The sequence below is a fragment of the Flavobacterium geliluteum genome (assembly GCF_017948595.1).
Classification (GTDB): domain Bacteria; phylum Bacteroidota; class Bacteroidia; order Flavobacteriales; family Flavobacteriaceae; genus Flavobacterium; species Flavobacterium flavipigmentatum.
In genome coordinates this window covers 22,101-46,158 of sequence record NZ_JAGFBV010000025.1, presented here as the reverse complement: position 1 = coordinate 46,158, position 24,058 = coordinate 22,101, and the positions used below count along the sequence as shown (strand labels likewise).

Annotated in this window: 24 protein-coding genes; 9 read left to right on the top strand and 15 right to left on the bottom strand. The window is 34.3% G+C overall.

All coding sequences use genetic code 11. The features are described 5' to 3' along the window. Positions 1-58: 58 nt before the first annotated feature. The 5 genes from J3495_RS14720 to J3495_RS14700 are packed head-to-tail and all read left to right on the top strand — an operon-like array spanning position 59 to position 3,300. Complete coding sequence (locus J3495_RS14720; RefSeq protein WP_210667298.1) at positions 59-361, top strand: hypothetical protein; 303 nt, start codon at positions 59-61, stop codon at positions 359-361. A gap of 46 nt (positions 362-407) precedes the next feature. Beyond that, entirely contained in the window at positions 408-1,151 is a 744-nt protein-coding gene (locus tag J3495_RS14715; RefSeq protein ID WP_210667297.1) for a YqjF family protein, read from the top strand. After that, positions 1,117-1,938: a hypothetical protein gene (locus J3495_RS14710; protein WP_210667296.1), complete on the top strand. Its 822-nt coding sequence runs from the start codon at positions 1,117-1,119 to the stop codon at positions 1,936-1,938. Before J3495_RS14715 ends, J3495_RS14710 begins: the two co-directional genes overlap by 35 nt. A 1-nt stretch (position 1,939) precedes the next feature. Further along, entirely contained in the window at positions 1,940-2,851 is a 912-nt protein-coding gene (locus J3495_RS14705) for a TIGR01777 family oxidoreductase (RefSeq protein ID WP_210667295.1), read from the top strand. Continuing rightward, positions 2,848-3,300 (top strand): SRPBCC family protein, encoded by a 453-nt coding sequence (locus J3495_RS14700; RefSeq protein ID WP_210667294.1) that lies wholly within the window; start codon positions 2,848-2,850, stop codon positions 3,298-3,300. The genes J3495_RS14705 and J3495_RS14700 overlap by 4 nt, the downstream gene beginning before the upstream one ends. A gap of 259 nt (positions 3,301-3,559) precedes the next feature. Here J3495_RS14700 and J3495_RS14695 read toward each other — a convergent pair whose 3' ends face one another. From J3495_RS14695 to J3495_RS14625, 15 genes are all read right to left on the bottom strand, one after another. Then, a complete protein-coding gene (locus J3495_RS14695) occupies positions 3,560-4,756 on the bottom strand; it encodes a phenylacetate--CoA ligase family protein (RefSeq protein ID WP_210667293.1) in 1,197 nt (398 codons plus the stop codon). 10 nt (positions 4,757-4,766) lie between these two features. Beyond that, a complete protein-coding gene (locus J3495_RS14690; RefSeq protein ID WP_210667292.1) occupies positions 4,767-5,681 on the bottom strand; it encodes a glycosyltransferase family 2 protein in 915 nt (304 codons plus the stop codon). Between the two features lie 7 nt (positions 5,682-5,688). Further along, complete coding sequence (locus tag J3495_RS14685; protein ID WP_210667291.1) at positions 5,689-6,954, bottom strand: hypothetical protein; 1,266 nt, start codon at positions 6,952-6,954, stop codon at positions 5,689-5,691. Between the two features lie 15 nt (positions 6,955-6,969). Further along, positions 6,970-7,782, bottom strand: a complete 813-nt coding sequence (locus tag J3495_RS14680; RefSeq protein WP_210667290.1) for a hypothetical protein — start codon at positions 7,780-7,782, stop codon at positions 6,970-6,972. A 32-nt stretch (positions 7,783-7,814) separates the two neighbouring features. Next, a complete protein-coding gene (locus J3495_RS14675; RefSeq protein WP_210667289.1) occupies positions 7,815-8,411 on the bottom strand; it encodes a class I SAM-dependent methyltransferase in 597 nt (198 codons plus the stop codon). After that, positions 8,412-9,836, bottom strand: coding sequence for a radical SAM/SPASM domain-containing protein (locus J3495_RS14670; RefSeq protein WP_210667288.1), 1,425 nt, complete (start codon positions 9,834-9,836; stop codon positions 8,412-8,414). An 80-nt stretch (positions 9,837-9,916) separates the two neighbouring features. Continuing rightward, positions 9,917-10,087 carry a DUF1843 domain-containing protein gene (locus tag J3495_RS14665; protein ID WP_210667287.1) on the bottom strand — a complete coding sequence of 57 codons (171 nt, stop codon included), beginning with the start codon at positions 10,085-10,087 and terminating at the stop codon, positions 9,917-9,919. A 101-nt stretch (positions 10,088-10,188) separates the two neighbouring features. Beyond that, a complete protein-coding gene (locus J3495_RS14660; RefSeq protein WP_210667286.1) occupies positions 10,189-10,362 on the bottom strand; it encodes a DUF1843 domain-containing protein in 174 nt (57 codons plus the stop codon). Positions 10,363-10,415: 53 nt separating this feature from the next. Further along, positions 10,416-10,592: a DUF1843 domain-containing protein gene (locus J3495_RS14655; RefSeq protein WP_210667285.1), complete on the bottom strand. Its 177-nt coding sequence runs from the start codon at positions 10,590-10,592 to the stop codon at positions 10,416-10,418. A gap of 81 nt (positions 10,593-10,673) precedes the next feature. After that, positions 10,674-11,333 (bottom strand): hypothetical protein, encoded by a 660-nt coding sequence (locus J3495_RS14650; protein ID WP_210667284.1) that lies wholly within the window; start codon positions 11,331-11,333, stop codon positions 10,674-10,676. 559 nt (positions 11,334-11,892) lie between these two features. After that, positions 11,893-12,642 carry a copper chaperone gene (locus J3495_RS14645; RefSeq protein WP_210667283.1) on the bottom strand — a complete coding sequence of 250 codons (750 nt, stop codon included), beginning with the start codon at positions 12,640-12,642 and terminating at the stop codon, positions 11,893-11,895. A 12-nt stretch (positions 12,643-12,654) separates the two neighbouring features. After that, positions 12,655-14,520: a tyrosinase family protein gene (locus J3495_RS14640; protein WP_210667282.1), complete on the bottom strand. Its 1,866-nt coding sequence runs from the start codon at positions 14,518-14,520 to the stop codon at positions 12,655-12,657. Between the two features lie 473 nt (positions 14,521-14,993). Beyond that, positions 14,994-15,977 (bottom strand): hypothetical protein, encoded by a 984-nt coding sequence (locus tag J3495_RS14635; RefSeq protein WP_210667281.1) that lies wholly within the window; start codon positions 15,975-15,977, stop codon positions 14,994-14,996. A gap of 33 nt (positions 15,978-16,010) precedes the next feature. Then, positions 16,011-16,760 carry a glycosyltransferase gene (locus J3495_RS14630; RefSeq protein ID WP_210667280.1) on the bottom strand — a complete coding sequence of 250 codons (750 nt, stop codon included), beginning with the start codon at positions 16,758-16,760 and terminating at the stop codon, positions 16,011-16,013. 239 nt (positions 16,761-16,999) lie between these two features. After that, positions 17,000-17,806 carry a UbiA prenyltransferase family protein gene (locus J3495_RS14625; RefSeq protein ID WP_210667279.1) on the bottom strand — a complete coding sequence of 269 codons (807 nt, stop codon included), beginning with the start codon at positions 17,804-17,806 and terminating at the stop codon, positions 17,000-17,002. A 221-nt stretch (positions 17,807-18,027) separates the two neighbouring features. Here J3495_RS14625 and gcvP point away from each other — a divergent pair, with 221 nt between their 5' ends. The 4 genes from gcvP to J3495_RS14605 all read left to right on the top strand — a co-directional run bounded on the left by gcvP (position 18,028) and on the right by J3495_RS14605 (position 24,010). Next, positions 18,028-20,877, top strand: coding sequence for an aminomethyl-transferring glycine dehydrogenase (gene gcvP / locus J3495_RS14620; protein WP_210667278.1), 2,850 nt, complete (start codon positions 18,028-18,030; stop codon positions 20,875-20,877). 440 nt (positions 20,878-21,317) lie between these two features. Beyond that, positions 21,318-22,376 carry a 3-oxoacyl-ACP synthase III family protein gene (locus J3495_RS14615; RefSeq protein WP_210667277.1) on the top strand — a complete coding sequence of 353 codons (1,059 nt, stop codon included), beginning with the start codon at positions 21,318-21,320 and terminating at the stop codon, positions 22,374-22,376. 162 nt (positions 22,377-22,538) lie between these two features. Beyond that, entirely contained in the window at positions 22,539-23,066 is a 528-nt protein-coding gene (locus J3495_RS14610) for a methyltransferase domain-containing protein (protein ID WP_210667276.1), read from the top strand. A gap of 95 nt (positions 23,067-23,161) precedes the next feature. Beyond that, complete coding sequence (locus J3495_RS14605) at positions 23,162-24,010, top strand: glycosyltransferase (RefSeq protein WP_210667275.1); 849 nt, start codon at positions 23,162-23,164, stop codon at positions 24,008-24,010. Positions 24,011-24,058 lie beyond the last annotated feature (48 nt).

The following is a 24,058-nucleotide window of genomic DNA, read 5'->3' as shown; positions in this document are numbered from 1 at the left end:
TAAAAAAATTTAATTAAAACTTTCATTTTTTTCTGAAAGTTTAAAACACTTAGTGATTATGAAAATGACATTTAAAATAATGGAGATCGTAAACATAGTAGCATTGCTATTTCTATTAGCAGGAGCATACGGAATAGCCATTACAGGTACATTACAGATTTTAGCGGCTGTGCTCTTTTTAATACTGTTCCCTAAAAATAAATGGATTTATGTTTATTTTGGAATGGTCATTTGCTTCTTTTTAATTTGGGATGGTGAGCTTTTAAATTGGCTTTTCTTAATACCAATTTCATTAATATTTTTCTTAACATTCATTATTTACAATCAAAAAAAGAAATTACAACATTCTCAATTCTATTAATACTTGCAATTTATTTATCATCAATAATCTATAAAAAACAATAATCATGACTTTCTTAAACGCACAATGGAGAAACTTAGCCTTAATAAATTATGAAATTGATCCTCAATTACTAAAAAAATACCTTCCCGCTGGAACAGAAATTGACTTTTGGAATGGCAAATGTTACGTGAGCGTAGTTGGTTTTATGTTTGAAGAAACGAAAATTTTAGGTATTAAATTTCCTTTTCACATCAATTTTGAAGAGGTCAATCTTAGATTTTATGTAAAACATTTCGAGAATGGAGAATGGAAAAGAGGCGTTGTTTTTATAAAAGAAATTGTACCCAAAAAGGCCATCACTTTTATAGCCAATAGTTTGTATAAAGAACATTACGAAACTTGTAAAATGAGACATAAAATTATTGAAAAGGAGAACACAACTCTTTTTAATTATCAATGGAAAGTAGATGGAAAATGGAATACCATTCAACTTGAAACATTCAAGGAGTCGCAAGAAATTGAGGTAAATTCTGAAGCCGAATTTATAACAGAGCATTACTTTGGCTACACCAAATACAATGACAATACAACCTTTGAGTACGAAGTAAAACATCCAAGATGGAAACAACTAGAGGTTAAAAACTTCATGCTCAAGGTAGATTTTAAAAGAAATTATGGCAGTGATTTCGAAATTTTACAAAATACGAAACCGCTATCTGTTTTATTGGCAAAGGGATCAAAAACAAAAGTTGAAAATAAAAAAACCAAACGTTATGAAAACGCTACAAAACCAAACCTTACTTTATGACGAAGACTGTCCGCTGTGTCAGGTGTATACAAAGGGCTTTGTAAAAACGGGTATGCTAGATGAAAACGGAAGAAAACCCTATTGCCAATTATCTGAAGACGAACAAAATTTTGTAGACATAAAACGTGCAGCAAATGAAATTGCTTTGGTAGACAACAAAACCAAAACAGTGACCTACGGAATTGACAGTTTGCTTAAAGTAATAGGATTTTCATTTCCAAGGATAGAAAAAATCGGGAGCGTAAAACCCGTGAAATATTTTCTGAAAAAACTGTATTCTTTCGTTTCTTACAATCGAAAAGTAATTATCCCTAGCCAAATAAAAGAAGCAAACAAATTGCAATGTGTCCCGGATTTTAATTACAAATACAGATTTATTTTTATTGCATTTGCATTAATGATCACGACTTTTGCACTATTTGCCTTTTCTAATTTGATTCCGAATTTGCCAAAATCAAGTGTTTTAAGAGAACTCATTTTAGCGTTAGGACAAATTGTTTTTCAAAGTATATTTCTTCTCAAATTAGACAAAAAAACGATGATCAATTATGCTGGAAATTTGATGACCGTTTCTTTAATGGGTTCCCTTATTTTACTGCCAATTGTATTGCTCAATGAAGTTATAATTTTACCTAAAAATCTAATTTTAGGTTGGTTTGCAAGTACCGTTTTGATCATGTTTATGGAGCATTTTAGAAGAATTAAAATTTTAAATCTTCCTTTTTACTTATCTTACACTTGGGTCATTTACAGAATAATTGCGCTACTATTAATTTTAAATTTATAAAATGAAAAAACTCATCATAGCCGCTGGAACTGGTTTTTTAGGACAAGTTTTGGTAGATCATTTCAAAAATAAATTTGAAGAAATAGTAATTCTCACAAGAGGAAATTCAAAAACAATCGACGGAATACGATACGTAAACTGGGATGGTAGAACCTTTTCTGGCTGGGAAAACGAATTGGAAAACGCAGCTGTTTTAATCAATCTGGCGGGAAAATCTGTTGATTGCCGCTACACCAAAGAAAATAAAAAAGAAATTTTACTATCTCGAATAGAAAGTACCAAAATTCTAAACCAAGCGGTTTTAAAGTGCCAAAACCCACCTAAACATTGGCTGAATTCCTCTACCTCAACTATATATCGTTTTTCATTAGACAAACAAATGGATGAAGTTGATGGCGAAACAGGAAATGATTTTTCTATGAATGTTGCGCTTTCTTGGGAAAAAGCATTTTTTAAAACCGAAACTCCAAATACCTTAAAAACGGCTTTGCGAACTTCGATTGTTTTAGGAAAAAAGGGTGGCGCTTTTGTCCCGCTGAAAACTTTGGCAAAATTAGGTTTTGGAGGAAAACAAGGAAAAGGAAATCAATTTATCAGCTGGATTCACCAAGACGATTTTGCCAATGCAATTGATTTGATAATCGAAAAAGAACTGACTGGCGTTATCAATATTGTATCACCTCAACCGATTCGAAATTCTGAGTTTATGAAGCAGCTTCGAACAGCGGTTGGTGCTCCTTTCGGAATTCCGATTAGTACTTTTTTGCTTAAAATGGGCTCTTTTATCATTCGAACAGAAACCGAATTAGTTTTGAAAAGTAGAAATGTGATTCCGAAAAGACTTTTAGAAAACGGATTTAAATTTAAGTACGAAAATGCAGATGCTGCTTTTAAAAATATACTAAACAAATGACAACCATAAACCTCATCACCAAAATAAAAGCATCCAAACAAATTGTTTTTGATGTTTCAAGAAACATCGATGTGCATCAGCAATCTGCCAGCAAATCAAACGAAGTAGCGATTGCGGGAGTTACAACAGGATTAATCAATTTAAACGAAACGGTAACTTGGAGAGGGAAACATTTTGGGTTTTATCTCACCCATAAAAGCATTATTAGCGCCATGAACTATTATGATTATTTTGTGGATGAAATGGTGGAGGGAAAATTCAAATCCTTCAAACACGAACATTTTTTTAAAGAAGAAAACGGAGTAACTATTATGAATGACTTATTACAATATGAAACTCCGTTTGGCAGTATTGGCAAACTATTCGATACTTTATTTTTAAAAAAACATCTGATTGGTTTTCTTTTAGAAAGAAATAAAATGCTCAAAAAAATAGCAGAAAACCAGTAGACCTATTTTAAAATCATCCTTTATAATCGATAGAAAATTTATAAATTTTTCCCCAAAAAAATACAGTCCATCATTGATTATTTTGATAAAGTACGAATACATTCTTAAAAGGTTTCAGAATATTTTTGCCTGTTATTAACAATTTGTTTGCTTAAAAATAGCAAGAATACAATAGTCAAAAATAAAATTTGTCACAAAGCAACGTATTTGATTCACGAAACAGATATTCTATGTTACAATAGACCTTTCGGGAACTTTTTCACCTTCTGTCCCATAACATTGGCGTTTTGGTAGTAGTAGGATTTGTATACAAATCAGCTGCTGTAACTAGCAAAACATCAACTTCCATGAAACGTTGATTATAATTTAATAGTTTTTTTAATTGGGTACATTTTTCCTGAACAAAATCCAACCTTTGATATTCGGGAACATTTTGTACAATTAACATCCGAACAACTTCCTTAAAATTTTTATCTGTAGACAATTGAATCTGAAAAGCAGTTGCTCCACTGGTGAGAGAAGTAAATTCATCTACATCATAATGTTGTTCACAAACAATAAAAGATTTTGTTTCTCTGGATTTTAATTCCAAAAAAGATTCGCCATCTTGATTTACCCATCGTCCTACATCGCCAATGGCATATCGAAAAACAGGAAATCTTTTGCGAAAGGTATTCGTGACGGCAATTGTACCATAACCTTCTTTATCAGGATCGATAATTTCGACAATAATCCCTTTAATAATACTAAATAATGATGGGTTTTTGGTAGCATCTGACCACGCCCAAATTCCGGTTTCGGCAGAACCATACATTGAGTAAATTTGTTTACAGCCTAAGGCTTTTTGCAAAAGATTTTGTACGTTGGGCCGCAAAAATTCGCCACCATAAAATAAGTTTTCAATTTGCAGTTTTGTATTCTTCTCCTCAAGAAACTGCGCAAAACATAATAATTTTGAAGGAGTACCGAGTATAAAATCTGGCTTAAAATAAGTAGCCGTTTGTTCCATATCATTGTAACTTGCATGTGCGCTCAATGCTAACGTCGTGGCTTGACATTTTTCTAAAATATCATCCATAATAGCGGCTGTACGGTACATGTCTGAGTAGCCAAAAATATTTAGGGCAATGGTTTTAGGGGTAAAAAAGTTGTTTTTTGTAAGTTCTGCCGCCATTGCAAGACGTTGATTTTGATTTTCTTGTATATCGACCGGAAAAATCAAAGGATTTTGCGTGCTTCCACCAGACCGCACCAAATAGACACCTGTCTTTTCTTCGTGCAGCTTAAAATTGGTCTTCAAAATTGGTATTAGTTCTTTTTTACTGAGTATCGGAGCCTCAGCAGCAAGATCATTTCCTTTATAAAATTGACTGTACAAAGAACTCTTTTTTGCCAATTCGAAATAATCCTGCAAAAGGAGATTATGGGTTTTTGAAGAAGTATCAACTGAATTCATGTTTATCATTTTATTTATTTCTCTTTTTAAAATAATAATAGTTTTTAAGTAAAGTTGACGCATGATTTAAAACAAACAATACTTTTTGTTGCCACGAAGGTAATCGCTCCATGGCGTGTTCTAACCATCGCTGAGACAACATCCCCATTAACTGTTGATCATATCGATTAGCACTTTTTTGATATCGCTTTATAGTAACCGGAATTTCTAATGCTGCCCAGTTTGTATAACTAATTCGAGACAAACTCCCTTCGATTTCACGCACTTCGATACAGGCTTTATTGAGCAGTCCTACCAGAGCTTCTTTTTTGATGCTTTTGAGCACACGGTACCAAAAATCAATCCCCTCATTTAAGGAAACATTCTTCTCGTAGCGAATGTCGTTTAGACATTTTTTACGTATTACCACATTACTCCCGAGACCCATAATAAAATCTGGTGCGCTGATGGTGTGCAGCACATTGGGTATCAAATACAATTGATCGGAAAGTAAAATCAGTTCTGTTGCAAAAGATTTAATATTTGGCAAATAATAATTCGATGGAAGCAATAAAATTCCAACTACCAAAACATCTATATTTTTTTGCTCCATGATCGAACCTACCTCTCTTAAACTGGAAGGTGTGTAACAATCATCGGCATCCAAAAAACTAATTAGCTCTCCCGTGGCTTGTTCGATCCCTAAATTTCTTGCGTTACCCGGACCTATGTTTTCTTTCAATTCGATAATTTGAATCTCGGTTTGCAAAAATTGCGGCGCAAAAAACAATAATGAATCTTTGAGACAAACCAAACTTTTATCGGTACTGGCATCATCTACAATAATAATTTGAGATGGTTTTTTTTCCTGAAAAGCCAGTGACCGAATGGCATCATAAATATAGTTTTCTTTGTTGTAAAGAGGTATAACAACCGTATGTTTCATATTTTTTCTACTCTAATAATGGGTAAATTAAAGCCCTTCCCTGGTGCACATTCACCACTGATTCATCTGAACCACGAAACAATCCGGCTCCATACATTTTATCCTCTTTGCACAACAACATCCCTACCAGATGAATCTGGCGATGATTTTCGAGATCAGTAAATTCTTTTTGGTCGACAAAATGCTGAATGACGTATTTGCTCCAGTTTTCCCGAATAATGACTTCCCACTCCTCTGCCGTACAATCCTTTTTGACATACGCTCCAATACCTCTGCCGCCACTGTTTAATTTCAAAATAAAATTCTCTTTACTCTTTATAAAAGCATCACAGCCCGCAGTATCTTGAATAACAAAAGTGGGAATTAGGTAATTTTGTAAAAAACCATATTCTTCCTCGCTCAGGTAATCGGTCATGATTTGAGCATCATACATTACAGCCAAAACCCTTTTGTCGTGAATTAAAATTAAAGTACGGATATCATTAAAATAAGAGTTTCCTTCAATCAATTTATCGAGTACATCTGGATTTATTTTTTTTAATTCTTCACGATCCATTTCTAAAATAAATTGCGAAACAGGCGCTCCATTTACAATAATTGAATCATTAGAAATGATTAGATCCTGAGGTTTGACAGAAATTATGTCAATTTCTATTTTTGCCAATTCTTTTTGAAGATAAAAAATTTCGGTACCTTTTTCATCATCATGAACAAGCGCTACTTTTTTATGAGAAGCGAATTGATGGTATAGATCATCAACAATATTTTTTAAATCTTTATTTGAAGTAGTTACTACATCTTGATCTAAATTTATCTGATCGTTTATTAATTTCAAATAATAACTAATCATCCAGCCGTTTAAGGGATATCGTGCGCCTATCTCACAAATTTTTGCCTGATCATGGGTGTCATATAAAAAATCAGGGCGATAAAAACCCTGATTGTATAATTTGTTATTGGTTTTCTTCAATAAAGCTTCTAAATCTTCATTCAATTGATAATAGTTTCGAATTCTATCATCTTCAAAATAATTGAGAACAATTGCGTTGCAGGCTTTATTTAAAATAGAACACAAGCGATTCATTTTCTGACGGTAGCCCGAAGATAACAGTACCGAAGAATTAGCAAAAGAACTTCTAATTAATCCGCTGTCTTTTTGAAAATACTCAGAAAACAACTCGTCCCATTTTTTCTGTTTGTCAGCTTGGTTTTGCTGTAACCTAATTTTAGGCATCATGAGTTGAGATTTCGCTTCTTTCTTTGTGATCGTCATTAGTAGAATAATAAATTAAAAACTAAGTTCTTCTAGCTCCATGATATCTTCCATTACAGCAGATTTTTTTTCTAAATAATCTTTAATAATAGGCTCCAGATCATACGCTTCAACATCGATATTCATTGCTTTTGCATAATGAAAAACAGCACTTACGGCAAAAAAGAAATGATTTTTTTCAGTTGGCCCACAGTGAACGCTTATCCATGCCAATGTTTTATCGCATTCCTCTTCGGAAAAATTATAATCATTTAGCAACCAAGATTTGAATTTTGGAAGTATCAATTCTACTTCGCCATGCGTGTAAATTTCATGTATCAAGGTTGTCAGTAAAGCAATCATTATGTCTTTATTTCGTAACGAATTTTGATCTTTCCAGGCTTTAAAGTCACAAGCACTTTGGTTTAAATACTTGCGTGAAAGCCAATCATCATCGGTACAAATAGCCGTGGCCATAGTATAAAACATCTGAGAATGTAAAATTCTACCCACCACTGCCAAATCTTCATCTACAATTCTGTTGAGACTCGTGATCGACTGCAAAAGCGCTTTTTCGTCTGCGACAGGTTGTTTTTTATGAACTAGCATCGTCATGCGATTGCTAATTCCTGCCACCGTCATGGCGCTATTATTGGTTTGGCTCCAACTATGAAAAAAACGTTGTAAGCGCTCTTTCTCTTGTACTTTCGATGTCAATTGATTAAAACTTTTTTCGATTTTTGAAAATGCTTCTTGTTGATTCGGCAAGAATTTTAATAATTGATTTTTTAAATGTGATTCCTCCATTCCTTCAAGAACGGGAAGAATAATTGAACTTAAATTGGTCATGATTATTTGATTTTAAATGGTTTGTTAACGTATTAATTGTGATTTAAAACTTGATGGTTAGCTTTAGCGCGATAGTATTTTATTTTTCTCACCACATCAATATCTTTTTCATGATATTGCTCTAACCAACTCGCCTGATCAAAGAAAATACAACGGGATTCGGCAATTACAATAATCGATTTGGTTAATGAAATCTGATATAATTTATTTAGCAATTCGTCGTATTGAAAATCAAAAAGAGGATTGTAGAGATAAAAGACATTTCCATCAGAAACATCGGTCTTTAAAATATCCCCGCAAATGGCAGAAGCATTTTTTATTTGCTCTTTTTCGATTAAAGTAGCGCAAACGTCATTTCGCTCTTGCAAAATTTCTATTCCTTTAAAGTGTGCTTCGGGATATTTTAGAGCGCCATATAAAATGATATTTCCGTAACCCGAACCCAGATCATAAAACACCGTTTCTTTTGTGATTTCAAGAGGGTCAAAAAGCTCAAATAAAAAACTTGAAGACCCATATCTAAAAGAATTAAGCCCGTGTTGAATGGTAATTTCAGAAAGGCTTAATTCATTTTCTATACCTTCAGAATAATGATCAATTGCCGTTTGAATTTTTGTAAAAGCATCCATTTATTTCATCATTAATAGTTCTAATTTTTCTAAAGAAAGAATTGCTTTTTTCATCTTTTCGGCATATTCATTATTTACTTTTTGAATGTCGGCGTTGCAGAAAGTACAGGTAGTTTCTTCTTCGTAAACATAATTATCGCAGCCGTTGCACATTTTTAGTGCTTTTGGAATCCTCGGTGATCTGTCTGAAATAGCTGAAACGACTACTGGAGCAACATCATTAGGGGATTGTATTTCTACGATTTCACCTTTTTCATTTTCTACAATAATTTCAAAAAGACCAATATCAAATGATAATCCGGGCGCTTCCTGTATTTTTCTGATGCGTTCTTTGAGACCTTTCTTTTTTAGCTCTAAAGCACGATAGTGACAAAAAGGATTATTACCTCTCTTGCCAAATAACACATGACTGGTCCATGTGCAGCCTGCCAGACAAGAAGACTCGTAATAGCAGCCTTTGCAGCCTCCCCACAATTCTTCTTTATTTCTATAGCGGGAAAAAACCATTTCTTCACTATATTTCCAAATGTCTTCCAGTTCCATGTCTTTTACGTTTCCTCCAGTATATTCAGTCGTTGGTAAAGACGGGCAACCTTTGATTTTGCCATCTGCTTCAATACCAATTCCAGTATGTCCAGCAGAACATCCTGTATAATATTTTTCGTTGCCTTGTCTCCAAATATGTTCGTAAGGCCCAAAATAACCTATATTATTTCCTGCCTGAATTAATACCTTATTGGCTAAGGCTTTTCGGTAAATTAGAATAAGATTATCATAAAAATCGTTTAATTCGTAAGGCTGCAGTATCAGTTCTTCCGAATTATCTACGGCATTTCCCATAGCGACTGCCAGTTGTATTTGCCAATTTTTTACATCATTTTCGATAAGAACATCCAAAAGATCATTCAATTCGTTTTTACTGCTTTTTGTAACAACCGTATTGACACTCGATGGTATATTGTGCTTTTTTAATAATTGCAAACAATTAATTACATGTTCAAAAGAATCTTTTCTTCCTCTGATTTTATTGTGCGTTTCAGGCATTCCGTCTATAGAAACACCAATATTTCTTATTCCTGCTTTTTTGGCATCAATAATTCGTTCTTCTGTTAGATTATAAGCTCCTGACTGCATAGAACATTCGATCCCGCTTTGATGGATTCTTTCTATAATTTCTAACCAGTCTTTCCTTAAAAAAGCTTCTCCTCCAATAATGGTAATTTCTCTTGTGCCGAGACGTTTTAGACTATCAATAACGCCAAAGCACTGTTCGGTGGTCAATTCGCCAGGTCTGACTTTTCCGGCTCTGGAACCACAATGCGAACATTTTAAATTACAGGCCAGCGTTATTTCCCACACCACATGTACGGGTGTAGCCGTTTTATAATCGTCTCTTACTCTATATCGTGTTGAAGTCTTATCCATCTTTTGGGTATTTACAGTTCTTTTCAATACTAAAAAACGGTTTAAAAAGTAAAGCTTGATAAACCGTTTTCTAATTTAGATTACTTTTTCAGCGCATCAATTGCATCTAGCAATTCCAACAATGCTGCGGTTAGGTCTTTTTGTTCTCTTACAGTTTGTTTCGCTTGTTCGGCTACTGCAATCATTTTTTCTAAATCATTAGAAGCAATGGCTTCTCTAATTCCTGCTGCGTAAAGCATTACTACTCCCATAATAGTTGTATTTTAGTTATTCCTACTCTTTAGGTTTTTCGGCTACACCCTTGTTTTTTCTGTACAAGTCAGTTTATCTATCAATCTGAAAAAGTTTTTTATTATTTCTTCTTCAAAGTATCTATCGCATCCAACAATTCTAACAAAGCAGCACTTAGATCTCCTTGTTCTTTTACTGCCTGTTTTGCTTGTTCTGCAACAGCTTCCATGTTTGCCAAATCATTTGAAGCAATAGCGTCTCTGATGGCAACTCCGTACATTGGTATAAATCCCATACTTTTTAATTTTTATAATTATTTCTACTTTTTACGCTTTTTGATAGCGTCTTTTATTTTTTATTTTTTAAAGAATCAATTGCTTCCAACAATTCTAACAAAGCCAAATGCATGTCTCCTTGTCCCTTTACTATTTGTTTTGTTTGTTCTGCGATGGCTTCCATTTTTGCCAAATCGTTTGAAACGATAGCTTCTCTAATTGCTGCTCCGTAAGGCATAATTACTCCCATGATTTTTATGTTTTAATTGTTAATAAAACTTCTTATTATTTTTTTGATAAATAACTTTTTAAAGCAAAATATTTTGATTTTTTAGAACCCAAATTCATGTAGAAAAAGTGCTGGTTCATCCGGACTCACACAGGTTAAATTACCCATCGTGACCATTTTGCCTTCTGTGGTTTTTCCGGTAATCATAATATTTTTCATTCCTGCTCTTAATGTGCCGTATCGTTTGCCTCCTTTTACTTCAACTCCCATTTCATGAGGTGTTCCCGTTCTGGTGGCGATCACGTTACCCGATCCGTTTTCGATAAGCATTATTTCTCCAATTGCAGGAGGAGGAAACGACTGACTCACCGTAATATCTGTCAATGCACCTAGCGTAATATAAGCTGGCACCACGCTATTGCCCATGTTAACACTCTCAGCGTCTTGTTTATTCATTCTAATGGTTCTACCAAACTGTGGTTGATCACTCGTGTTGGTACAATACATCCAAGGAGTCGTAAAAGGAGTTCCGTCTTCTGTCTCTCCCGTTGCTATATATCTTTGATGCATGCCCAATTTAGTGCCTTGACCTATTGAATTTAGATCAAGATTATAGAACACAGACATGATAAGGGTACCAACTGCGTATGTTCCGCTTGCTCCTTCAATGACTGGAAGAATAACCGGCCCCACACCGCCACCCTTCCAGTCGATATAAGGATATACTTTTACATTTTTTACTTTTACAGGTATTGCTTGCATGATATTTAATTTTTATTCTTACTCGTAGGCTTTTCAGATCCGCCTTCGCTTTTTACTGTGCGAAACAGTTCGTTTTTTTAGTGGGTTCTGCTCCACTTTATAATTTTTTTGTTCCGAATAAACATTTCTCAACAAACAAATTTTTATCAATCATATCTTTATTTTATAAGAAATAAATCGGAAACAAATCCTGAAAATAAATTTTGCCGGCTTTTATTTTCTGTACTAAAATTACATCAGAAATAAAGTCCGAAATAAAAAAATGGTATGAGACGGGGATTTTTAAGTATGAGAGCCGTAAAAAGTAAAACGAGGACATTATTTTACATAAAACACTCATTATCAGTGTTAAAAAAATTTAAACACATCTGAATTATTAAATAAAACAAGAAGTAAAAGACTATTATTGAAGCAGAAAACAAAATTCACTACATGCCAATAAGAATAATCCCCCATGAACTCCTTCTGTATTTTAATAGCTATACAGGAGTAGTTCTTGAAGGAAATTCTAATTGAAATTAATTTGCAATGCAGATTCATAGGTTTAAATCCTACACTATCAAAACATCATCAGTCTGATTTTTGTTTGCACTACAATGATTTTCAATAATTTAAAACGAGTAATAAAGAGCCACTGAGGGAATCTTGGATATTCGAGGTGCTCACTAATCATAATAAAAGTGACAATTAGCATTGCTACATTGTGTCCTTTGGGCAAAAGCATAGGCAAAAGCATCAATGCCCATCCGGAACCAACGCACCAAACACCGTGGGTAAGCCCAAAAAATAATGAATCTCTAAAAGCCTTCCATCCAAATGCTGATAAAACCTGATGATCATGACCGAGATTTAAAAACCGCTGTTTCATTGGTGAAATCTCCCATACTACCGCAATAAGAAACAATCCAAGTGCAGGAATATAGGACCCGGGGAGTAAAAGATTAACGCCCATTATTATTTCTATCATAAAAACACCAACAATCATCCAAACTAGTAGATAACCAAACACAAATAATAAAGAACACAAGAAACGATAGCGTTTGAAACTCTGTTGGTAAATAAACTGAATGGGCAGAATTAATTTAGGAAGCATCATTGCAACCACCATAAGCCCCCAACCAATTAATTGCGCTGAAAAAAGCTTCATCTCAAGCAACATCTGAAATGATGTCGCAGAGGGACATGAAACAAAGACATGACAGTATTTCATTGCCATAATGTGGCCAGGATTTACGAAAAGTAACGTCCAGACAAAAATGCTTATAATTACTAAATTAATTGCAATACGCTTATTCTGTGAAAGTTTCATGTTTTTTTTGACTTATTGCCCTGAACGGTAAATTCCTATTCGTTCTACTGTAATTTCACTACCATCGAGAGGAGCATCTTTACTCTTTATTTGAACATTTAGTGAATTAATATCAATGTCATTCTGCAGGTGTAATTCGTCAATAACACTTGTGATATTAAATTTAAAAGTAAGTCCTGCACCGCCATGAGCAGTATTTTTTAGGGATGCAGCAAGGAGACCAAAAAGGGAAACAGACTTGATAAATGTTTCATTTACATACACCGAAAGAAAATTAGAGTCAACGCCACCTTTTACACCTTCTAACTGAAGATACACCTCATCTGGGACATTAGAAACAGACGCTTTTAAAAGACTATTCTTTACTGATTTCCATGCCGTTTTATCCAATTGAACAGTAGCTTTGGTTTCTTTATCCTTTAAAGTAATGAAACCACTACTTGCTCCTACCAATTCCTTATTTTGTTTATTAGCCATCTTAATTCCTGTTTCTAAATTTGTTGCCCCAAGTTTATTTAATCTAACAGATAAATTCTCTTTTAAAGAACTCGGTTGAATGGTGTCATAAGAAGTTAAAGAAAGATCGCTATAGGTGTAGGAATAATACGATACGTTATACTTCAAATTATTTGTAGTTTGAACATCTGCAGGTGTATAATACCAAGCAGTACCGTTTGCATCCAATGGCATAGCAAATTGTGAATTGCCATTGGCAGTTGGTCCAACCAGCCAATCTGTTTGCGTTGGATTACTGTTTTTTCCTGTTACATTCCAAGCATCCCACATACGGTCAATATTAGAATGATGCAAGAAAAATACAGGATCTAGTCCTGCTGTCGCTGGCACACCCATCAAACCTATCTGTCCGGCAGCATTTTGCCCACCTATCATACCATGTACAAAATTATGAGGATTCTGCTCAAGATCTCCCGTTTCTGAACCACCATGTGAAAATCCGGTTTCTCCTCCACCATAAAAATAACCATTTAAATCGCCTGGTCCAAGTTTTGCAGGAGCAGATCCTTCACTGTAAATGGTGTCCCATTGGCATTGATCATTTGCTGAATTCTCGTCGTTACCTACTTGTACATTTGAGCCATAACGCTCAGGTACGTACAAAGGATTTGGTGTATTATCTGGCAAAACACTAAGTGTAAATGCTGGAGGGATATTAGACTCCGTATATATAGTCGATTGGCTTAGATAATTCCAATAAGGCAATGCCCAGTCCGAAGGACCATTTAATTCAGATATAATGGTACGAAGAATATTTTCCAGTGCTACCAAATACCCTCTGTGCCAAGGAGGAAAAAACCAAGTACCGTGTTGACACTGATCCCAAAAAATAGTTGTTAATGTCTTGGATGGAAGTGTACTTAAATTTGCAGCTGCTCCTATGTAGTTAACATTGACCCAGTTTAAATATTGGTATGGCTTTGGATACAAAGATTTTGGCAATAACAATTGACCATGAATAGCAGCATAAAACCACCAGCTAGTAGGGTCACTTATTGGGCGGGATTGCATTACTTTAACCGCTTTTGCATACCAATAAAGATCGGTATAATTGCCTGATTTATCTATAAATTGCCCCCCATTGTTGTCATCCCATGCATTTTTTCTTAAATAAATCAATTGCTTCCAAGTTGTCCCATTATCCCAATCTATCTCAGAGTTGTTCCTTGACAGCGTACCTGTTTTATTTCCGCCATCATCTGTAAAGTTTACGGTAATTACTGATGGATTAGAAACGTTTAGAGTACCTTGAAAAGGGCCACGTCCGTTGCCATACGTTACACTAACACTATTAGTTTTAGATCCTGTAACTGTGATTAACACATTTTTTTGATCTACCCATTTTCCAATAAATGAATTCATATTTTAATGATTTAATTATTTGTCTTACTCATAAGGTTTTTCAGATGACACCTTCGCCTTTTACTGTGCGAAACAGTTCGTTTTTTAAGTGAATTCTACTTTATATTTTTTTCGTTCCGAATCAACATTTTTCAATAAACAAATCTTCATGAATCTTATACTTTGCTTTAGAAGAAATGCATCGAAAAAAAATCCTTAAAATAAATTTTGACAGCTATTATTTTCTGTACTAAAATTACCTCAGAAAAAAAGTCGGAAATAAAAAAATGCTATGAGACGGGGATTTTTAAGTAGGAGAGCCGTAAAAAGTAAAACGAGGCCATTATTTTATTTTTTTTTATAAAACGCTTATTATCAAAACAAAAGAAAAAATATAGTTGTATTCTTTTTAGTAAAATTATGGACTAGAGTAAAAAACTTATTGGAATTGTTTGGCTTAAACCGAAAACCTCGCTATACGAGTAATCTGTCTGTTACTGAACAATCGTATTGCCCGAGTAAAAAGAAAAGGAATCAAACTTTATTTCTTGTAGAAGTAACTCGATATTAAGACTACCATCATCGGCTGTTTTTATGTAATTAGGTTCCGGTAAATACCGTAATTGAAGGTGAGGATGATACACCGTTTTTCTGCCTTTGCGGAAATAAGCGCACATTACAGAAAAACTACTATTGGAGCAAACTAGAATGTCAGCTTCAACAAAAGATCTAAAAATAGAATGTATCTGATCATAATTTTTTTCCTCACGATCTGAGCCAAGTACTACTTTAGTGTGCTTTCTGTTATCAAATCTTTGCAGAATAGCCTCTGCATTTTGCTTTTCTGTATAAATCGTAAAATGAACTTTGCCTACTTCGAACGCTTTTTCTATATGCAAAATAATATTTTCGTAATAATCCATATCAAACATATATCGTACTGCAAAAGGGCTTGTAAAATGTTCTGGAAATTTGTCGCGATCATAATCTGTTCCTCTGTTAATATGAACCGCAACTTCTATCGGTGATCTGAATTTATTTATTTTTAAAGAATGGAGTTCATTAAAATTATCAGATACTTCATGTTGAATTTCAGTAAAAATATTCCGTTTTGTTCTTCCTTCGAGATACCAAGGTATGGTTTGAAATGGATGAATTCGCAAAGCATTTTCTAAGATTACCAAAGTGTCATTACTGTTTTTGGGTAAAACCTTTTCAAAATATTCTAATAATTCCTCGTACTCATCAATTCCACACCAAAGTGGTCCTTCAACTCTTACAATATTTTTATATTTCAATTTACGATCTGCTTTTGCTACGACTGGATATTTAAATCCAAGTCCAAAATAATCCAAATACTCGTAGGGAGTATGCACGTAATTCATATTAAATAAGCGACCAATGGTAAGACCTCCCAAAGCGTCTTTCAGTTGATGACCGTGATTTCCTCCAGAGGTGAATTCTATTGTGAAGTCCATTTTATAAAGCTTTTTTTTGGGTTGGATGAAAATTTAGTTGACTATTCTTTCTAATAATTTTGCTGATTCAAACATATTATTGACATGATCTTCTCCTTCTAAGTACTCATAACCATGCTTCTTTTCTCGACTTATCTCGCTCATTCGCTTAACATATCCTTTGTGCTTTTTATATAAATAATCCTTACCTAGATATTTGTAATGCAAGAGTTTAAATTCAATTTTTGAATCTACATCTCTATTTTCATAAAAAACAGGATTGCACAAATGTGCGCCGGGTCTGTAGTTCATCTCTTTGATTTTTTTGGGATCAAAAATGATGTGTTTATCAAATCTCTCAGATCGCACGCCATGTTTAACCTGTTCTGTTATCAATTTTTTATAATTTGTCGGAAACTTATCACTCATCATATTGTACCCAATTATGCTGGGTATAATTATATTTTGGTGTTTCGCTAATGCTAACTTTTCCAGTAAATTTTCATCGTATAAAAATTCATCCATATCACAAACTATCACATAATCTGCACTACTTCCCTTCCAACAGTTATTTTTTGATGCGGTCAATTCATCTTCAACGAATTCATTCCTAGAGTCTAGATATCTGAATTCTAAGTTTTTATAACTCCTTGCCAGCCGCATAGAATCATCTGTGCTCTGATTGTCGATAATAATTATTTTACTGCAGATTTTAGAATAATAATTTAAAGTATGCCTGATCATTTTTTCTTCGTTAAAGCAAAGCAGATAAAGCTCAACAGTAATAGCGCTGTTTTGAATCATAATTTTCCTGAGTTACTTTTATGGTCCCAACTACCAAACCTTTGGATCAATAATATAAAAGGGGGAAATCTTGAAACCTAGATTTACGATTCTTTTTTATTTCTGCAATCAAATCTATATCAGACATCTATAGAAAAGAGAAAAGATGTCATAAGAAAAAGATTCTTTGTTATAAAGCCCACAAAAGAGCATTGATTAAAAAAAATCGTGTCGCTTTGTTTTTAGAAAAAAACAAAAATTTAGAAAAAAACGATCATCAGCCACCAAAAAATCGGAACGCTTTCGACCCAAAAAGAAGTGTAATAATGAGAGCGGCCGGGATTTGCAAAAAGTATAAAAAGCATCAGCACGATGACCATAATAAGATTGATTAAGAGGTCATGAAAAGTAAATGTCAAAACTCCTAAAACCCAAAAAGGAATCAATAATAAAAATCCTAAAATTTTTGTTCGCTTAACGCCAATTGTTTGTGGCACGGTCTTTAAATGCGGATCATCATTTGCCAAATCAATAATTTCAAAAACTAAAATCAATACAAAAACCAATAAAAAACGCTGGAAACATTTTACAAAAAAATGAGTTGTAAATGGAATTTCAGCATCAATATAAGGCAGAACCAAAGTAGCGCCAACCCAGCAAATTGCCACAATATAAATTTTTACGCCAGCCCAATTTCGGGCATTCTTTTTATTTGGAAAAAACGGAAGTGTATACAAAGCCGTGATGGCAAAAATGACAATAGAAATAATTTGAGTGATTCTCTTCAACTGAAAAAAATAATATCCCACTAAAACCAGTGAAATACAACTAAGAAATGCGATAATTTTTAATGGGTTTCCGATGGGTTTCTTTTTAACCCGAACCAATGCATCATATTTTACAAAATTATATCCTACAATTGTTCCAAAAAAAACGAAAAAAGTGATGGCGGCATCATATTGAAGATAAAAAAAATAAAACGTAATCTGAACCAACGCAAAACAGGACAAAGCCACGTGAATACTGCTATTGAGATAAAAATCGAATATTTGTTTTAATAATTTCATTCATTAAATCTAATCAATTATTAACAAATCAAGTCTTTAGTTGTAAATTTCATAAAAATTGCCTCTAAAAATCAGCGTTAAATTATTAATAATACTTAATTTTGCGCCACAAAAAAACAACACTTTTACTAAAAAATGTAATCAGTATCGTAAAAAGTTCGATCAGACCTCGAAAATATGCTTTGCGAATTGCATTGACCTTTAAAATTAGATAGCTACAAATGAAAACAGATGCTTTTGCTTTAAGACACATTGGCCCAAGAGAGACAGATCTTCAACACATGTTACAAACCATTGGAGTTGAATCGATCGAACAACTTGTTTATGAAACCCTTCCGGATGACATTCGTTTAAAAGCACCTTTAGACTTAGCTCCGGCAATGACAGAATATGAATTTGCCAACCATATTCAGCAATTAGGAAACAAAAATAAAATATTTAAAACCTACATTGGTTTAGGTTACAATCAGGCGATTGTTCCTGCTGTGATTCAACGTAACGTTTTTGAAAACCCAGGATGGTACACGGCTTACACGCCTTATCAAGCTGAAATCGCACAAGGTCGTTTAGAAGCTATTCTAAATTTCCAAACTACCGTTATTGAATTGACTGGAATGGAAATCGCAAATGCTTCTTTATTAGATGAAGGAACGGCTGCTGCCGAAGCAATGGCTTTGTTATTAGACGTTCGTTCTCGCGATCAAAAGAAAAATAATGTCAATAAATTTTTTGTTTCTGAAGAAATTCTACCACAAACACTTTCTGTTTTACAAACACGTGCAACTCCAATTGGTGTTGAATTAGTAATTGGAAACCACGAAACTTTTGATTTCTCAACTGAATTTTTCGGAGCTATTTTACAATATCCTGGTAAATACGGACAAGTTTATGATTACGCAGCTTTTATCGAAAAAGCCGCTGCAAGCGAAATCAAAGTAGCCGTTGCTGCTGATATTTTGAGTTTAACAAAATTAACTCCTCCGGGAGAAATGGGTGCTGCAGTGGTGGTTGGAACAACACAACGTTTCGGGATTCCATTAGGTTACGGTGGACCTCACGCCGCTTATTTTGCCACAAAAGACGAATACAAACGCAGCATGCCGGGACGTATCATTGGGGTAACGGTTGACACCAACGGAAACCGCGCTTTACGTATGGCTTTGCAAACACGAGAACAACATATCAAACGTGATAAAGCAACTTCAAATATCTGTACTGCACAGGTTTTATTGTCTGTAATGGCGGGAATGTATGCCGTTTATCACGGACCAAAAGGTTTAAAATACATTGCTGATAAAGTACATGCCTCAGCTGCTACTTTGGCAAACGAATTAAAAAAATTAGGTATAGAACAAATCAACTCTGCTTTTTTTGATACTATTTTGGTTAAAGCAGACGCGCAAAAAGTAAAAGCAATTGCAGAAGCCAACGAAGTAAACTTTTATTATGTTGACGAAAACACCATTTCTATTTCGCTAAACGAAACTACTAGTATCGCCGATTTAAATCAAATCGTTAGTATTTTCGCTTCCGCTAAAGGGACTCAGGCAACCACCATTTCTGAATTGACAGCAACCAATCATTTCCCTGAAAACTTGCAAAGAACTTCTGCTTTCTTACAGTATGATGTTTTCAACAAATACCATTCAGAGACTGCTTTGATGCGCTACATCAAAATGTTAGAACGCAAAGATTTAGCATTAAATCATTCGATGATTTCGTTAGGATCTTGTACCATGAAATTGAATGCTGCTGCAGAAATGCTGCCGTTAAGCAATCCACAATGGAACAACATTCACCCTTTTGCACCATTGGATCAAGCACAAGGTTACCAAGAAATGTTGAAAAAATTAGAAGAACAATTAAATGTAATTACTGGTTTTGCAGGAACTACTTTGCAACCTAACTCAGGTGCGCAAGGAGAATATGCCGGACTTATGGTCATTCGTGCCTACCACCAATCTCGTGGAGACGATCACAGAAATATTGCTTTGATTCCTTCATCAGCTCACGGAACGAATCCTGCTTCTGCCGCAATGGCCGGAATGCAAGTAGTAGTTACCAAAACATTAGAAAACGGAAACATCGATATCGACGATTTGCGCGAAAAAGCACTTCTTCATAAAGACAATTTATCATGTCTAATGGTTACTTACCCGTCTACACATGGTGTTTTTGAAAGTGCTATTAAAGAAATTACAAAAATTATTCACGATAACGGCGGACAAGTTTATATGGATGGTGCCAATATGAACGCACAAGTTGGACTAACAAATCCTGCTACCATTGGCGCAGACGTTTGTCACTTAAACTTACACAAAACATTCGCAATTCCTCACGGTGGTGGAGGTCCGGGTGTGGGCCCAATTTGCGTGGCGCCACAATTGGTTCCTTTCTTACCGGGAAATCCTGTAATTGCAACAGGCGGAGAAACCGCTATTACGGCTATTTCTGCTGCTCCTTGGGGTTCAGCGTTAGTTTGCTTAATTTCTTACGGATACATTTCGATGTTAGGCGCTGATGGTTTAAAAAGCGCGACAGAGCATGCTATTTTAAACGCAAACTATATCAAAGAAAAATTAAGCGGTCATTACGAGACTTTATATTCTGGAGAAATGGGTCGTGCGGCTCACGAAATGATTCTAGAATGCCGTCCTTTTAAACAAAAAGGAATCGAAGTTACGGACATCGCAAAACGTTTGATGGATTACGGTTTCCATGCACCAACAGTTTCTTTCCCTGTGGCAGGAACTTTGATGATCGAACCAACAGAAAGCGAAAACGTAGAAGAACTGGATCGTTTTTGCGATGCTATGATTTCCATCAGAAAAGAAATTGAAGCTGCTACGATCGAAGATTCTAATAATGTATTAAAAAATTCTCCTCACACTTTAGCTATGCTAACTGCCGAGACTTGGAATTTTCCTTACACAAGAGAACAAGCCGCTTTTCCATTAGATTATATTGCCGAAAACAAATTCTGGCCTACTGTCCGCAGAGCAGATGATGCTTTTGGAGACAGAAATTTAATCTGCAGCTGTGCTCCTATTGAAGCTTATATGGAAAGCTAAAAACTAGTTTTTATTAAATAATATTCAAACCCGACAGGTCTTTCACTTGTCGGGTTTATTTTTTTATTTCAGGTTACAGTGCAACTTGAAACCTGAAACTTGAAACTTTTTAAACCTACTATTAATCTGGTCGTGCCACGCACAAGAAAAAACAGGTCATACAGAACTATAGTATTCACATTTTCATGAAAAGACAAGATGTTGTGTTTTACGCAACCTAAAATAACCTTAAGCTCGAAACTTTGAACAAAAAAACACAACCAGTATTCCATTTCAAACGTTTGAAATCTCGGAAAAACTGAAAAATCTTTAAAAAATAAACAATAAATTCCATAAATAATTATTATTCCATAATTATATGCATGCATAGTATTTTTTATGATAGTTATCATAATTTTATTTATAATTTAGCCCTAAATTTATCGGATAATAAAGGAATAATGAAAATAAAAATAATAGGTATAGGAAGTTACATTCCTAATAAAGAAGTACGCAATACTGATTTTGACAAGCATGTTTTTTTAAATGATGACGGAACTCCTTTTGGCTACCCAAACGAAGTTGTAATAAAAAAATTCAAAGGAATTACCGGAATAGAAAATCGTCGCTACGCCGAAGATCATCAAACCTCATCAGACTTAGCTTTTTTTGCAGCTGAAAGAGCCATTGAAAACGCTAAAATTGACAAAGAATCTATCGATTATATTATTTTTGCCCATAATTTTGGAGACGTAAAATTAGGAACCAATCAATCAGATATGATTCCTAGTTTAGCCACTCGCGTAAAGCACAAATTAGGGATCCAAAACCCAAAATGTGTTGCTTACGATATTCTTTTTGGTTGTCCTGGATGGATTGAAGGTGTGTTGCAAGCCAACGCTTTTATTAAATCTGGCATGGCAAAACGTTGTTTGGTAATTGGCGCAGAAACACTTTCTAGAGTAGTTGACGAACATGACCGTGATTCTATGATTTATTCTGATGGTGCAGGAGCTTCAATTTTAGAAGCCTCAAATGATGAAGCCGGTTTGTTATCTTATGAAAGTGCCACTTTTGCCACCGACGAAGCCAATTATTTATACTTCGGAAAATCATACAATCCAGATTTAGACCCGGACATTAAATACATCAAAATGTACGGTCGTAAAATTTATGAATTTGCTTTAAGCCAAGTACCATGTGCAATGAAAGAGTGCTTGGACAAAAGTGGCATTGCGATTGATGAGGTAAAGAAAATACTGATTCATCAGGCCAATGAAAAAATGGACGAAGCCATTATAACCCGTTTTTATAAATTATACGACAAAATTGCTCCTGAAAACATTATGCCGATGAGCATTCATGATCTTGGGAACAGCAGCGTAGCAACAGTTCCTACTCTTTTTGATCTTTTAATACAAGGAAAATTAGAAAATCACGAAATCAATAAAGGTGATGTAGTAATTTTTGCTTCGGTTGGAGCAGGAATGAATGTTAATGCATTTGTTTATCGCTACTAAATCATTGTAACCCGAGAAATTTAGAAGTTTATCATATCGTTTAAAGTCCAGATTTAAAAATTTAATTTTAAATCTGGACTTTTCATTTTCATCCCTATTAAAAAAAATCAAAAAAAGAAGATATCTTTGTATCTTTGCGCCTTTGCCGTTAAAAAATAAAAAATGTACGAAAAAACGTTTCCGAATAAAAGATTCAAGCTTACTCTAGAATTTTTACAAAAGCACATCCAAACTTCCCAGAGCATTCTAGACTTAGGTGTAGAAAATCCGTTTTCTAAAATCATGAAAGAAGCAGGTTTCACCGTAAAAAACACCAGCGGTGAAGATCTGGATTTAGACCAAAGTGTTTTTCAAACCGAAAAACAAGATGTGGTAACTGCTTTCGAAATCTTCGAACATTTATTGAATCCGTTTACCATTTTAAGCGAAATTAAATCAGACAAACTTTTTATTTCTATCCCGATGCGTTTGTGGTTTTCTCCTGCTTATCGCAGTAAAACAGACATGTGGGACAGGCACTACCATGAATTTGAAGATTGGCAGCTGGATTGGCTTTTAGAAAAAACGGGCTGGAAAATCATAGACAGACAAAAATGGACCAATCCTGTAAAAAAATTTGGCATTCGTCCGCTTTTAAGAAGTTTTACCAACAGGTATTATATTGTTTATGCAGAAAAAATCAAAATTTAAAATTGTAAAGTAACGAATGCTAATTTATGAGAGTGATAATGGATGTAAAAAATCTAAAATCAAGAATCGTAAATCTTCATTCAAAAATATTTTAAATGAAATATTATATCGTCATTCCTGCGCATAACGAACAAGATTTGATTGGTCTTACTTTAGAATCATTGATTTCTCAAACCGTTTTACCAACAAAAATTGTCGTTGTCAATGATAATTCAACAGATAAAACTCAAGAAATTGTTTTAGAATTCGCCCAAAAAAATCCGTTTATTTCTATTGTAAACAAAACTTCGGATGCCATACACATGCCGGGAAGCAAAGTAATTCAGGCGTTTCAGAAAGGTTTTGAAACTTTGGATAACGATTATGATATTCTTGTAAAAATAGACGGCGATTTAATTTTTCCTTCTAATTATTTTGAAACTATCATCAAACATTTTCAATCTGATTCAAAAATCGGAATGGCGGGAGGATTTTGTTACATTGAAAAAAATGGTGACTGGGTTCTGGAAAACCTAACCGATAAGGATCATATTCGCGGGGCATTAAAAGCCTATCGAAAAGAAACTTACCAACAAATTGGAGGTTTAAAACCTGCTATGGGCTGGGACACCGTTGATGAATTACTCTGTAAATATTATGGTTGGAAAATAGTTACCGATACGAGCTTACATGTAAAACACCTGAAACCAACTGGCGCAAACTACAACAAAACAGCACGTTACAAACAAGGAGAAGCTTTTTTTACATTAGGATATGGTTTTTGGATTACAGCCATTGCATCTGCAAAATTGGCGATGATGAAGAAAAAACCACTGCTCTTTTTTGATTATATAAAAGGTTTCTGGAAAGCAAAAACCGCAAAAACACCATTATTGGTAACACCCGAACAAGCTAAATTTATTAGAAATTATCGTTTTCAGAAAATGAAACAAAAGCTTTTTTAGCCTAAAAAGCCTAAAGTCATAACCCATAACTCATAACTTCTTTTTACC